The sequence below is a fragment of the Vibrio diazotrophicus genome, from assembly GCF_038452265.1.
GTDB classification, from domain to species: domain Bacteria; phylum Pseudomonadota; class Gammaproteobacteria; order Enterobacterales; family Vibrionaceae; genus Vibrio; species Vibrio diazotrophicus.
In genome coordinates this window covers 2708274-2723735 of record NZ_CP151842.1, presented here as the reverse complement: position 1 = coordinate 2723735, position 15462 = coordinate 2708274, and the positions used below count along the sequence as shown (strand labels likewise).

Sequence of the window (15462 nt, the reverse complement as noted above, 5' to 3'; positions counted from 1 at the left end):
AATCTGGCTCCTTCCAATTATTGTGCTTGAACACGTAGTTCTGCAGCGCTACGGCTTTGGTGACCCAATAGGGTTTGTAGATCCGCTGCCTGTGGTTTGATTAAGTAGAACTTCGGAATCCATTCATCAAAGTTCGCTAAAATGTTTTCTGCGTGAGCAGAACCTGTCTCTTCTAAGTGCTCTGCGATAAGTCCACGCAGATGCTCTTGATGGATATAGAGATCTTTCAGTGATAAGGCTTCAACAGATTCCTCGTTGACACGACCTTGGAAATCGCCGTTCTCATCAAGAACGTAGGCAAAACCGCCAGTCATACCTGCGCCAAAGTTTACGCCTGTTGCGCCAAGAATCGCGACGATACCGCCTGTCATATATTCACAAGCATTGTCACCAGCGCCTTCAATCACGCTGATGGTGCCTGAGTTACGTACTGCGAAACGTTCACCGGCTTTACCCGCAGCAAACAGTTTTCCGCCTGTCGCGCCGTATAAACAGGTGTTACCGATAATAGTGGCTTCGTTACAGCTAAATGCAGTACCTAAATGCGGTTTGATAACAATCTTACCGCCAGCCATGCCTTTACCCACGTAGTCGTTCGCATCACCAGTGAGATACAGTTCTACACCGCCAGCGTTCCACACACCGAAAGATTGACCCGCAGTACCGTCTAGTACCACCTTAATCGGTGAGCCAGCAAGACCTGCGTTACCGTAACGTTTAGCGATTTCACCCGACAGACGAGCACCCACAGAGCGGTCTGTGTTGATCACATCGTAGTAAAGCTCGATGGATTGTTGCTTCTCTACTGCTTCAATCGCATCTTCAACGATTTTCTGGTTGAGAACGCCTTTATCAAACGGTGTATTTGGTTCTGTGCAGCTTAGTGGCAGCCCTTGAGGAGATACCGGAGCTTCCAGAATGCCGGATAGATCCAACTTACTCTGTTTCGCTGTTAAACCCTGAACCGCTTCTAGCAGGTCAGTACGACCAATCAGATCTGTTAGTTTCTCAACACCGAGTTCAGCCAAGTATCCACGTACTTCTTCAGCAATGCCTGTGAAGTAGTTGATCACCATCTCAGGCAGACCTTTGAAGTAGTCTCTACGTAGCGTTTCGTCTTGGGTTGCTACCCCTGTTGCACAGTTATTTAGGTGACAGATACGCAGGAACTTACAACCCATAGCAACCATAGGGCCGGTACCAAAACCAAAGCTTTCAGCACCTAAGATCGCACCTTTGATCACATCCAGACCAGTTTTTAAACCGCCATCGACTTGTAGGCGGATCTTATGACGAAGACCGTTGGCAACCAGCGCTTGCTGCGTTTCAGCAAGACCAAGTTCCCATGGGCTACCCGCGTATTTGACTGATGTTAGCGGACTCGCTGCAGTACCACCGTCATATCCTGAGATAGTAATTAAGTCAGCGTAAGCTTTCGCTACACCTGTCGCGATAGTGCCAACGCCCGGTTCAGAAACCAGTTTTACCGATACCAAGGCTTTCGGGTTCACTTGCTTCAAGTCGAAGATAAGCTGTGCCAAGTCTTCGATAGAGTAAATATCGTGGTGTGGTGGTGGTGAAATCAGGGTTACACCTTGTACAGAGTGACGAAGTTTGGCTATTTCAGCGGTTACTTTATGACCCGGTAGCTGACCACCTTCACCCGGTTTCGCACCTTGAGCGACTTTGATCTGCAATACGTCCGCATTGGTTAAGTAGTGCGGTGTTACGCCAAAACGACCAGAAGCGACCTGCTTAATACGAGAGTTACGTTCTGTACCAAAACGACGTGGATCTTCACCACCTTCACCAGAGTTCGAGAAACCACCTAAGCGGTTCATCGCCGTTGCTAGCGCTTCGTGCGCTTCTGGGCTCAGAGCACCGATAGACATCGCGGCTGAGTCAAAGCGTTTGAATAGCTCAGTTGCTGGTTCAATCTTCTCAAGTGGTAGTGGTTTATCTGATTTTTTCAGCTTCAACAGGTCACGCAGCATCGCCGCTGGTCTTTCGTTAACCTGTTTAGCAAAACTTTGATAGTCAGTGCTTTCGCCGGACTTCACGGCTTTTTGCAGAGTACCTACCACATCTGGGTTGTAAGCATGGTATTCACCACCATGAACGTACTTGAGTAAGCCACCGTGCTCTATTGATTTGCGAGTAGCCCAAGCTTTGCGTGATAGGTTGAACAGATCTTGTTGGAAGTCTTCAAAACTTGCACCCTGAATGCGTGTTTTCACGCCTTTAAAGCAAAGATCGACGACATCACTGTGTAGACCTACCGCTTCAAACAACTGTGAACAGCGGTACGATGCAACAGTAGAAATCCCCATTTTCGACATGATCTTATACAGACCTTTGTTGATGCCGTATTGGTAGTTCTGCATTACATCGCGGTAGCTTTTATCAATCGCGCCTTCATCGACCATCTTGCCCAGAACTTCATAAGCAAGATACGGATAAACGGCTGTTGCACCAAAGCCGATTAATACAGCAAATTGGTGTGGGTCGCGTGCCGTTGCGGTTTCAACGATGATATTGGCATCACAACGTAGGTTCTCTTCAACCAGACGAGCGTGGATAGCGCCCACAGCCATAGCCGCAGGAATAGGCAGCTTATCTTTAGTGAGTGCTCGGTCAGAAATAACAAGCAGAACGGTACCATCTCGAACCACTTCTACCGCTTTGTCACACAAGTCGATCACCGCTTGTTGCAATGTTGATTGCTGCGGATCGAAGTTAATGTCCAGAATGGTATTGCGGTAGTGCTGATCACTCAGTGTCAGTAGCTGCTGCATGTCAGAGTAGAGCAGAACCGGAGAGTCGAAAGTCACACGGTAAGCGTGACCATCGGTCTCGTTAAACACGTTCATCTCTTGACCGATACTGGTCGCCAGCGACATCACGTGTTTTTCACGTAATGGGTCGATAGGGGGGTTAGTCACCTGTGCAAATTTTTGACGGAAGTAGTCAGTGATTAAGCGCTCTTTAGAAGAGAGTACCGCCATAGGGGTATCATCACCCATTGAACCTACGGCTTCTTGGCCCATATCACCTAAGACACGAAGGATTTGATCCACTTCTTCGTTGGTCATGGCAAACTGCTTCTGATAAGTTTTTAGCAGCGTCTCATCGAAGTTTCGCTCGCCAACTTGATCATCGGGTAGTTCAGCAAAAGATTTCAGTTTGTAGACGTTGTTTTTCATCCACTCACTGTAAGGGTGACGGCTCTTAAGATCGTTATCGATCTCGCTTGATTGCCATAATTTGCCTTTGCGCGTGTCAATAACCAGTAGCTCACCCGGTCCAACACGACCTTTCTCTGCGACTTCATCAGGTGCGTAGTTCCAGATACCCACTTCAGACGCAAGAGTGATCAGTTTGTCTTTGGTGATCACATAGCGAGCTGGGCGCAGACCGTTACGGTCTAAGTTACATGCGGCGTAGCGACCATCGGACAGTACGATACCTGCCGGACCATCCCACGGTTCCATATGTTTCGAGTTGAAGTCGTAGAATGCGCGCAGATCTTCATCCATATCTGGGTGATTTTGCCATGCTGGCGGAACTAGCATACGCATAGCACGGAACAGGTCCATACCGCCTGCAAGGAAAAGGTCCAGCATGTTATCTAGGCTTGATGAGTCAGAGCCTGTTTCGTTAACGAATGGTGCTGCTGTGCTGAGATCGGGTAGTAGTGGCGAGGCAAATTTGTATGCGCGCGCACGAGCCCATTGGCGGTTACCGTCAATCGTATTGATCTCACCATTGTGTGCAAGATAACGGAAAGGTTGAGCCAGAGGCCAACGAGGCTGAGTATTGGTAGAAAAACGCTGGTGGAACAGACAGATAGCCGATTCCATACGTAAATCAGCAAGATCCAGATAGAAACGTGGTAGATCTGCTGGCATACACAAGCCTTTGTAAACAATAACTTGTGTAGAAAGAGAACAGATGTAGAAATCTGAATCGTCAGTAATTTGTTTTTCGATACGGCGGCGAGCAATGTACAGACGACGCTCAATATCGCGCTCACGCCAACCCGCAGGTGCCGTGATAAAGATCTGTTGGATATCTGGAACAGAATCGTTAGCGATTGGTCCCAGTACTTTTGGATTGGTCGGAACAACGCGCCAACCTGATACCGTTAGTGTTTCTTTCGATAGCTCTTTATTGATGACGTCACGAGCCGTTTGGGCTTTGACCGGATCTTGGCTGAGAAACACCATACCAATCGCGTATTGCTTACCAAGGTTCCAACCTTGTTCTTCAGCAATTAAACGCAGATAAGAGTCAGGCTTTTGCAGTAGAAGACCACAACCATCACCGGTTTTTCCGTCGGCTGCGATGCCGCCGCGGTGTGTCATGCGATCGAGTGCAGAAATCGCTGTGCGAACCAATTTATGACTAGCTTGACCTTCCATGTGCGCAATCAAGCCGAATCCACAGTTGTCTTTCTCAAGACTAGGATCGTATAGAGCCATTGCAATTCTCCCTTTGCTTCTGTCTACAAGACAGTAAATGACTAACTATTCTTATATACCCTTCCGGCTTTTAGTGACAGCTTTGCTGACTAGGTATTTGGCTCCTTTTCATGAGAACTGATGATTTTCATGGGCATAGGAGGTCATTCACTTGTCGCTTTTTGCCACTGCAAGTTGTTTGGATATTGTTGTTGTTATTATTTGGATATTTATTACTAAGAATTGACTAAAAATTTAACAATTTTGAGCAGTTTGTTTTCAGTGAGTTCACAACCTATAGCTAATTGTGAAAAAGGTCAAGTTGTTGGGCTAAAATCATCTTTGAGTGCGATTTACCACTGATTACTCTGAAATAGTCTATAAAATTCAATATGATAAATTATTTGTTATCACAAAAATTTAACATATAAATCTCAAGATATGAGAAAAGAATAAAAAAGGCTAGCAGTGTATGCTAGCCAAATGGAAGGTCTATAAGAAATTTTAAATCTGAATAGAAAAGGTTTCTAGAGCATCAAACTGTAAAAACCTTTTACTATGAATCATTATGCTGAAAGCATTAATGAATCCGCTTTTGCTTCTAGATTGGTATTGCCCATTAGGTATTCGTCGATTGAACGAGCACACTCGCGGCCTTCGTTGATACAACGTACAACCAGAGATTGGCCTGTACGCATATCGCCAGCAGCGAATACACCTTCTTGGTTAGTAGCGAAATCTTTGGTTGCTACATTACCACGCTCATCTAAGGCAATATCAAGTTGAGCCAAAACGCCATGTGGTTCTGGGTGTAAGAAGCCCATTGCCAAGAATGCCATATCACAAGGAATGACACGTTCACTTCCTGCAACTTCAGTAAAGTTACGAGAATCATTCCACACGATGTCTGCTACACGTAAACCTGTTACTTCGCCTTTATCGTTGCCGATAAATTCTTTGGTCAGGATATTCCAATGACGCTCACAGCCTTCTTCATGAGAAGTCGAAGTGCGAAGAATCATTGGGTATTGCGGCCAAGGCATGTTGGCAGGTCGTTTGTCTGCCGGCATAGGCATGATCTCAACCTGAGTGATACTCGCTGCACCGTGACGGTTAGAAGTACCGACACAGTCAGAGCCAGTATCACCACCACCGATAACCACTACGTGCTTACCTTTTGCATGGATCTCTTCAGTTTTAAGATCCATACCGTTTGCACGGCGGTTGTTCTGAGCTAGGAATTGCATCGCGAAGTACACGCCATTCAATTCACGACCCGGAATCGGCAGATTACGAGGAACCGTTGAACCACCCGTTAGCAGTACCGCATCGTATTCTTGGCGTAGCTGTTGAGCGTTAATATCCACACCCACATGCGCGTTCACTTCAAACTGAACGCCTGCTTCGGCCATCAAATTGATCTTGCGATCAATCACTTCCATGCTGAGTTTGAAATCAGGAATACCGAAACGCAACAAGCCACCGACTTTTTCATCACGTTCGTAAACCGTCACTGTGTGACCAGCGCTGTTCAACTGCTCTGCCGCAGCTAAGCCCGCAGGGCCTGAACCGATAATCGCGATCTTTTTACCCGTGCGTGAGCGTGGTGTTTTCGGCTTTGCATAACCTTCACGATACGCAGTTTCAACGATGGTTTTCTCAATATTACAGATGGTGATTGGATCTTGGTTGATGCCCAGTACACATGCACTTTCACATGGAGCAGGGCAAACACGACCTGTAAATTCAGGGAAGTTATTAGTAGAACTTAAAATGTTCCACGCTTCTTCCCAACTATCGCGATAAACCGCATCGTTGAACTCAGGAATGATGTTACCGATAGGGCAGCCGTTATGACAAAACGGCACACCACAATCCATACAACGAGAAGCTTGGGTATTAATTTTGCTGCCAAACTCTTCGTTTAGAACGAACTCTTTGTTGTTCTTGATACGCTCAGCCGGTGCAAGCTTTTTCGGAAGCTCACGACCATGCTCTAAAAATCCAGTAGGCTTACCCATTACACTGCCTCCGCTTCTGTCTGTTGTGCCAGTGCCTTACGCTTCTGAAGTACCGCTTTGTAATCACGCGGCATAACCTTAACCATTGAGGTTAGGCTTGCTTCAAAGTTGTCAAGGAACGACTTAGCGACTTCACTTCCTGTGAATTGAACATGCTTAGTCAACATATCCAGTAGTAGCTCTCTGTCTTCTTGCTCGATAGGATCAAGGTCGACCAGCTCAGAGTTCAGTTTGGATTTGAAGTCACCAGACTTGTCCCAAACGTAAGCAATACCGCCACTCATACCGGCAGCAAAGTTACGACCTGTAGAACCAAGAACAACCGCGATACCGCCAGTCATGTACTCACAACCGTGATCACCAATGCCTTCTACAACCACTTTCGCGCCTGAGTTACGAACACAGAAGCGTTCGCCTGCCATACCGCGAATATAAGATTCACCAGAGGTTGCGCCGTAGAAACACACGTTACCAACAACAATGTTGTCTTCTGGAACTATGGTCGATTTCGAATCTGGGTAAAGAATCAGCGTACCGCCAGACAGACCTTTACCCCAGTAGTCGTTCGCGTCGCCTTCCACTTCGAATGTCACGCCTTTCGCAAGGAAAGCACCAAATGACTGACCCGCAGAGCCTGTGAATTTCACATTCATAGGTTTAGGCAGACCTTGGTCTTTGTAGACTTTCGAAATTTCGTTCGACAGCATAGTACCTACAGAGCGGTCAGTGTTGATGATTGGCAACTCTGCATGAATTGCTTCACCGCGCTCAAGCGCAGGAGCAGCAATCTTGATCAAAGTGCGGTCTAACACGTTGTCTAAGTTGTGGTTTTGCTGTGTCTGGTTGTAGATACCATCTTCTGCACGTGCTTGTTCAATGTGAAGAACAGGCGACAGATCGAGGTTCTTATATTTCCAGTGTGCAACGTCTTGGCGAGGTTTCAATTTCTGACCTTGACCAACCATTGCATCGATAGTGCGGAAGCCTAGCTCCGCCATGATTTCACGTAAACCTTGCGCCATGTATTGGAAGAAGGTGATAACGTCTTCTACGCGACCATCAAAGCGTTCACGTAGAGTTTTGTTCTGTGTTGCGATACCAACAGGACAGGTGTTCTTATGACACTTACGCATCATGATACAGCCTTCAACAACCAAAGCTGCTGTCGCTACGCCCCATTCTTCAGCACCTAGTAACGTTGCGATTGCAAGGTCACGAGGTGTTTTCATCTGACCATCAGCCTGAACAACGATACGGTTACGTAGGCCGTTCTTCAGTAGCGTTTGGTGAGTTTCCGCCAAGCCAAGTTCCCAAGGAAGACCTGTGTGGCGAATTGAAGACATTGGTGAAGCACCTGTACCACCGTCGAAACCAGCGATAAGTACCACATCAGCTTTTGCTTTCGCAACGCCCGATGCGATAGTACCAACACCCGCTTCTGAAACTAGCTTCACGTTGACACGGCCCGCGCGGTTCGCGTTCTTCAGGTCGAAGATAAGCTGAGCTAAGTCTTCGATTGAGTAGATATCGTGGTGTGGCGGTGGAGAAATCAAACCAACCCCTGGAGTAGAGTGACGAGTTGCACCGATCCAGTCATCGACTTTATCGCCCGGTAGCTGACCACCTTCACCCGGCTTCGCACCTTGAGCCATCTTGATTTGAAGCTCTTCTGCGTTCGTCAGATAGTAAGAAGTTACACCGAAGCGACCTGATGCGACCTGCTTGATAGCTGAGCGTTCCCAATCACCGTTTTCTTTACGTTCAAAACGAGTTGGATCCTCACCACCTTCACCAGAGTTGGATTTCGCACCTAAGCGGTTCATCGCAATCGCAAGTGTTGAGTGCGCTTCATGAGAGATAGAACCGAATGACATTGCACCCGTTGCAAAGCGTTTAACTATGCTTTCAATAGGTTCCACCTGTTCAATCGGTATCGAACCTGCTGGATTCTTAATGAATTCTAGCTGGCTACGTAGTGTTACTGCGTCATCGCCCTGTTTATCAACCGCTGCAGCGTATTGCTTGAACTGCGCGTAATCTTTATTACGCGTCGATTGTTGCAACAGGCTGATGGTTTCTGGGTTGAACAGGTGTTTTTCACCACGCTGTTTCCACTGGTAAACACCGCCCACATCAAGCATACGAATTGGCACTTCGCGAGTTGGGTAACCCACGCGGTGACGAACGATCACTTCTTTGGCGATGTCATCCAGAGTCAAACCTTGGATACGTGAAACGGTACCGGTGAAGTACTTATCAACCACAGACTTGTGGATACCCAGAGCTTCAAAGATCTGTGCGCCGTGGTATGACTGAAGTGTTGAGATCCCCATCTTAGAGAAAATCTTCAATAAGCCGCCGTTTACTGCTTTACGGTAGTTGTCGAACAGCTTTTCAACCGGCGTTTCTGGGTTCAGTTTCTTGCGGCGTTGCAGATCAACCAGTGTTTCCGATACTAGGTATGGGTTAACTGCGTTTGCACCATAGCCAAGTAGCGTTGCGAAGTGGTGAGTTTCACGTGCATCACCCGTTTCGACCACGATGCCACAACGTGCACGAAGACCTTTACGAATTAGGTGGTGGTGAACTGCGCCCACAGCGAGCATTGCTGGAATTGCAGCATGGTTTGAGTTCACTGCTCGGTCAGTCAACAGGATGATGGAGTAACCATCGATCACTGCGTCTTCTGCATATTGGCAGATACGTTTCAGTGCGCGCTCAAGCTTGCCAGCATCTTCACTAGCTTGGAATACGATATCCAGTGTTTTTGCTTGTAAGTGCTCGTTATCAATCGCACGTAGTTTCTCTAACTCAGCGTTAGAAATCACTGGCGATTCAAGTTCCACTTTACGGCAGTGCTGAGGTGATTCAGCAAGCAGGTTTTGATCTTTACCAATATAGGTATTGAGTGACATAACCATACGCTCACGGATCGGGTCGATCGGCGGGTTGGTTACCTGCGCAAATAACTGCTTAAAGTAGTTAGATAAATGCTGTGACTGGTGCGAAAGAATCGCTAACGGCCAGTCTGCACCCATTGCAGAAAGAGGTTCTTTTCCATCATCTGCCATAGGCACGATGATGTCGTTCACTTCTTCAGTGCTGACACCGAATGCCTGTTGGCGATGCAGTAAACGTTCTGGGTTTGGTTGGCTGTGTGCGTTGTCTGCTTCTGGAAGCTTCTTCAGACTTAGTAGGTTGTCTTCAACCCATTTCTCGTATGGTTGAGCTGTCGCGATGCTGTCTTTTACTTCTTCATCAGAAATAATGCGACCTTGCTCTAGGTCAGCAACAAAGATACGACCCGGTTGCAAACGACCACGGAATTCCACGTTTTCTGGTGCGATTTCTACCACACCTGATTCAGACGCCATCACAAGGAAGTCATCTTTAGTCACTGTGTAGCGAGAAGGGCGCAGACCATTACGGTCAAGAGTTGCACCTACCTGAACGCCGTCGGTGAAACAAACAGACGCTGGGCCATCCCACGGTTCCATGATGTTTGCATGGTAACGGTAGAACGCACGGCGAGTTGGATCCATGGTTTTGTTTTCTTGCCATGCTTCAGGGATCATCATCATTAGAGCATGTGGCAAGCTACGGCCTGAAAGAACAAGCAGTTCTAACGCCATATCAAAGTTTGCTGAGTCTGACATGCCTTCCTGACAGATAGGCAGCAGCATATCGATTTCAACTTGAGTAAATAGGTCTGACTGAAGAATCGCTTCACGCGCTTTCATCCAGTTCAAGTTGCCGCGAACTGTGTTGATTTCACCGTTGTGGGCAATGTAGCGGAAAGGCTGAGCCAGACGCCATCTTGGGAATGTGTTGGTCGAAAAGCGTGAGTGTACCAGTGCCAAAGCAGTAACCATGGATGGATTTTGTAAATCCAAGAAATATTGAGGTACTTGCTCTGTGGTCAACTGACCTTTATAAACCAATGTCTTATAAGACATTGAGTTAATGTAGAATTCGTCTTTGATGTTAGAAACACTTTCCAGACAAACACGTATTGTGTAGTTACGTAGAACATAAAGCTTGCGCTCAAGTTCTTCAGGAGTAACGCCAGGTGCTGCTGAAATAAATACGTGTTCAAACTGTGGTTCGGTGCTTAACGGATCAGCACCCAACATTGAATTGTCTGTTGGCAGAACGCGGTAGCCAATCACGTCTAGATCTAGACGGCGAGCGTTGCGTTCAAGAATGTCACGACATTGTGCACGTTTGTACTCGTCTTTCGGGAACAGCATGACACCAACGCCATACTTTTCGAAAGATGGCAATTTAATACCAAGCTTTACCGCTTCTTCGAGTAAAAATTCGTGTGGTTTTTGCAATAAAATACCGGCACCGTCACCACTACATGGGTCACAACCTTGGCCGCCGCGGTGTTCCATACGTGCGAGCATATCCAGAGCTTGTGTCACAACGTGATGCGACTTGCGGTTCTTTAGGTGAGCAACAAAACCGATACCGCATGCATCATGCTCCAGCTCAGGAGTATAGAGACCTTGCGAATTTTGCTGTCTATCTACCATAGATACTTCCTTCCAGTTCAAGCAGACGCAATTTCCCTAGGGCATGCCATAGCATTGCGTCCAGTCCTTTTATATTTAATGAATCTAAACCAACCAGTGCTAGTTGGTTCGCATCCTTTCGGTCTCTCACGGAAAAATTTTGTGAGAAAAACAATCCATAGTGATATCCATTTTTCTTGATCACTTTTGTAGTGATTTATATAGGTGGGCTTGGATAATCACAGATGTTTCACAGGGTTTTGTGTAATAAAATAAACAAAATCAGCGCAAAACTGTAAATATCCTACATTTTAGTTGCACGAAATTCCAACGAAAACTCTACTTTCTAGGTCATTTTTTTGTTGCAAAATGCATAATGATTTTAACAAATGAATAACAATGTGTATTAAATGCTTATTTTGTGAATGTTTATTGATTTTGATTGGGTCTTAGCAAGTTCTGGATATTTACAATTGGCTACCATTTTTTTGTGATTTTGTAATTTAATTACAAAGATCGCATTGAGAACTATTTGCATCTATTTTGGTACCCATATGCAGTTACACGAGTTAGTTAATACCATCGGTCAGGATCTCCAAAGGCGTTACGGAGAGCGTGTACACAAGCTGACTTTACATGGTGGTTTCAGTTGTCCTAACCGTGATGGCACCATTGGCCGTGGGGGCTGTACATTCTGCAATGTGGCCTCGTTTGCGGATGAAGAGACGCAAATCCAAAGTATTGAAGAACAGTTGAAAGACCGTGCTGGTGAAATCCATAGAGCTCGTAAATATCTCGCTTATTTTCAGGCGTATACCAGCACTTATGCTGAAGTTCAGACCTTGAAGAGCATGTACGAACAGGCACTAAAAGCTGCCGATATTGTCGGCTTATGTGTTGGAACTCGACCGGATTGTGTTCCTGATGCTGTCCTTGATCTGCTCGCAGGCTATGTACAACAAGGGTATGAAATTTGGTTGGAACTTGGCTTACAAACCGCGAATAACCAAACCTTGAAACACATCAATCGAGGTCATGATTTCGAATGCTATGCGCAGATCACTGAGCGAGCACGAGCTTTGGGGATTAAAGTCTGTACTCATTTAATTGTTGGCCTGCCAAAAGAGACCCGTGACGACAATATTGAAACCCTGCAAAAAGTTGTGGAAGTGGGTACTGACGGCATCAAATTGCATGGTTTGCATATTGTCGAAGGCAGCACAATGGCTAAGGCATGGCGCGCCGGAAGATTAGAAGCGCCAACGTTGGAAGAGTATGTTTCTATTGCCAGCGAAATGATTCGTTTAACACCGCCTAATGTGGTTTATCACCGTGTTTCTTCCGCAGCACGCCGACCAACCTTGCTATCTCCGTTGTGGTGTGAGAATCGCTGGCTCGCAATGACGGAAATTGGTAAAGCATTAGATAAAGAGGGGGCGCAAGGTTCTCTTACTGGTCAGCCTTTTCACTATCAAACTGTCCGTTAATTTCCCTCATCACAGCGGAAAAGAGTCGGACTTTTATCAGTAACCCTTGATTAGTTCAAATTCTTCAACGACGAGTAACTTCTTTGGCTGACTCTTGGCATCGAAACAGGCTAGACTACGGCTAATTCATTCCTGTGGAGTTATGAATGAAACCGATGAAAAATCTCGCCCAGTACTATGTGGATCTGCTAGTCAAACTGGGTATTTTGCGTTTCTCTATTTTACTGGCGCTTGCTTTAGTTGCTCTGGCTGTGGTCGTTCAGGTCGGTATCACACTTGCCCTTAATGGCTATGTTGATGATATCGATATTCTGAGATCGGTGTTCTTTGGTCTGATCATCACCCCTTGGGCTGTGTATTTCCTTTCCGTGGTCGTCGATCAGTTGGAGGAGTCACGTCAGCGTCTCTCCAAACTGGTTTCCAAGCTCAAAGACATGCGTTCACGAGATCAAGAGCTGAACCAAAAGCTCCAGCAGAACATTGTTAAGCTGAATCAAGAGATTGAAGAGCGTATAAAAGCGGAAGAAGCACGTGAAGAAGCCATGGTGGATTTGGAAACCGAGGTTTTTCAACGTGAAAAAACACAGGTTGAACTGGCTGAACGGACGGCTCTGTTACGTTCATTCATCGATGCTTCTCCTGACTTGATCTATTACCGAAACGCAAAAGGTGAATTCTCGGGTTGTAACCGAGCCATGGAAGAACTGACCGGTAAAAGAGAAAGCGAGTTGGTTGGCTTAACCCCATGGGATGTTTACCGTAAAGAGATTGCTCAGTCGATTGTTGAAACCGATCAACGCGTATTCAAAGACAACCGCGCTATCACTTATGAGCAGTGGCTGGAATATCCAGATGGCCACAAAAACTATTTCGAGCTACGCAAAGTACCGTTTTACAGCAAAGATGGCCGTCACTTAGGTCTGGTTGGCTTTGGTCGTGATATCACTGAACGCAAACGTCATGAAGAGTCTTTGGAAAAAGCCAGCCGCGATAAAACCACATTTATCTCGACCATCAGCCATGAGTTGCGCACACCGCTCAATGGTATTGTTGGTTTAAGCCGGATGCTGCTGGATACGCCAATGACGCCAGAGCAGCGCAAACACATGCAGACCATTAATGTCAGTGCTGTTACCTTGGGTAATATCTTTAACGATATTATCGATATGGATAAGTTTGACCGTCGCAAGCTAGAGTTATTCCCTGCGCCTTTGAACTTTGAAGAATTTGTTGTCGAGCTAGAAAGCTTGTCGGCTCTGATGGCGGAGCAGAAAGGTCTGCGCTTTGATTTGGAGCGATTAACGGATTTACCTGAACTCGTCAGTGTGGATGCGACGCGACTTCGCCAAGTTCTGTGGAACTTGATCAGTAACGCAATGAAATTCACCAAAGAGGGTGGAGTCGTGATGAACGTCAGTGCGGATATCGAAGATGGTATGGCACATATCACTATGGATATTGAAGATACGGGTATTGGTATTCCTGAATCGGAACTCGATAAGATTTTCGCTATGTACTATCAGGTGAAGTCTGGCGAGGATAACTTACACGCAGTCGGTACAGGTATCGGTCTTGCGGTATCGCGTCAGTTGGTTAATTTAATGGGCGGTGATATTACCGTAAGCAGTGAAGAGGGCTTTGGCAGTACTTTTACGGTGTCGATCAGTGTACCTTTGGTGGAAGCATCTGAAGTGAAGAAGGCTCCGGAAGCTGTTCAGCGCAGTTTGAATATCTTCATGGTGGAAGACATTGAACTCAACGTCACCGTTGCTCGTTCATTGCTTGAAAGTCTTGGTCATAAGGTGACTGTTGCCATGACAGGACAAGCTGCGATCGATACTTTCAAACCTGAACTGTATGACTTGGTCTTCTTGGATATTCAGCTTCCTGATATGACGGGCTTTGATATTGCGCAGTACTACCGCAGCCACTATCAAGAGCTTCCACCACTGGTGGCGTTGACCGCCAACGTACTTAAAGACCGTTCAGAATATCTTGAAAAAGGCATGGATGACGCGATAAGTAAGCCACTGTCGGTTTCAGCTGTTCAGGACGTGATAAGCAAGGTCACAATGAATCCTCTGCAAACAACAGACGAGGCAAAACCTATGGAAAAACACATTGAAGGCAACGACGATCTTTATGTTCGACTGCTTGATCTCGATATGCTGACTTCTTACGTTGATATTGTTGGGCAGAAGCCTGTGCTTGATAGCATTAAAATGTTTGAAGAGATGATGCCAAGTTATATTGAAGTCTTGGATTCCAACATGGTGGCGAAAGATCAAGACGGTATTGTTTCTGAAGCGCATAAAATAAAAGGCGCAGCAGGATCTATAGGTTTAAAACACATTCAAAGTGTGGCGCAAAAAGCGCAATCGCCAGAAGCACCTGCCTGGTGGGAAAACATAACAGATTGGGTTGAGGAAATTAAAAATGAATACCTCAACGATATTGAAGTACTCAAACAGTGGTTGGAACAAAGGAAATAAAATGAAAAAACTTGCTCTCGCTTTATTAGCTCTGACAATGGCTGCATGTACTTCTCAGACTTCTAATCACGAAAATATTAACTGGAAACAGGGTAATCTTGCTGCGTTATCTGAGACTGACATCCAGCTTAAAAGTAATCTGTGGACAGACAAGATGCCTAAAGTTGATGGCACGTCTGAGAGCCAACCTCTTAACGGCACGTTGATGCTAGACACGTCTGGTGAACTGTCAGCGGAACTTGTTGTTGAAATGGTGGTTATCAAGCAGAAAGACAATACTTGGATTGTTCAAGGCGATGAGACTGAACTGAGAACATTGAGTGAAAACCTTTGGGAAGTGGTGTTCGCAACAGAGATCCCAGTGGATGTTGAAAAGAGCGTTCACGTGGCTTTAGAGCTTAGTGACAGCAACGGTGATGTCTGGCTGGTGGAACGTAATGTCACTATTGATAAGGTCTACTGAACGATAGAACCTAACGTTCGGT

General features: G+C 46.2%; 6 protein-coding genes. 3 read left to right on the top strand and 3 right to left on the bottom strand.

Annotation, left to right across the window (positions count from 1 at the left end; genetic code table 11):
* Window positions 1-17: 17 nt before the first annotated feature.
* From gltB (AAGA51_RS12490) to gltB (AAGA51_RS12480), 3 genes are all read right to left on the bottom strand, one after another.
* Window positions 18-4481, bottom strand: coding sequence for a glutamate synthase large subunit (gene gltB / locus AAGA51_RS12490; protein WP_042480390.1), 4464 nt, complete (start codon window positions 4479-4481; stop codon window positions 18-20).
* A gap of 545 nt (window positions 4482-5026) precedes the next feature.
* Window positions 5027-6481: a glutamate synthase subunit beta gene (locus AAGA51_RS12485; protein ID WP_042480387.1), complete on the bottom strand. Its 1455-nt coding sequence runs from the start codon at window positions 6479-6481 to the stop codon at window positions 5027-5029.
* Window positions 6481-11019, bottom strand: a complete 4539-nt coding sequence (gene gltB / locus AAGA51_RS12480; RefSeq protein WP_042480385.1) for a glutamate synthase large subunit — start codon at window positions 11017-11019, stop codon at window positions 6481-6483. Before gltB (AAGA51_RS12480) ends, AAGA51_RS12485 begins: the two co-directional genes overlap by 1 nt.
* A 533-nt stretch (window positions 11020-11552) precedes the next feature.
* Here gltB (AAGA51_RS12480) and AAGA51_RS12475 point away from each other — a divergent pair.
* The 3 genes from AAGA51_RS12475 to AAGA51_RS12465 all read left to right on the top strand — a co-directional run bounded on the left by AAGA51_RS12475 (window position 11553) and on the right by AAGA51_RS12465 (window position 15440).
* Window positions 11553-12485: a TIGR01212 family radical SAM protein gene (locus AAGA51_RS12475; protein WP_042480383.1), complete on the top strand. Its 933-nt coding sequence runs from the start codon at window positions 11553-11555 to the stop codon at window positions 12483-12485.
* A gap of 146 nt (window positions 12486-12631) precedes the next feature.
* Entirely contained in the window at window positions 12632-14977 is a 2346-nt protein-coding gene (arcB, locus tag AAGA51_RS12470; protein WP_042480381.1) for an aerobic respiration two-component sensor histidine kinase ArcB, read from the top strand.
* A gap of 1 nt (window position 14978) precedes the next feature.
* A complete protein-coding gene (locus AAGA51_RS12465; protein ID WP_042480378.1) occupies window positions 14979-15440 on the top strand; it encodes a hypothetical protein in 462 nt (153 codons plus the stop codon).
* The last annotated feature ends 22 nt before the right edge of the window (window positions 15441-15462 follow it).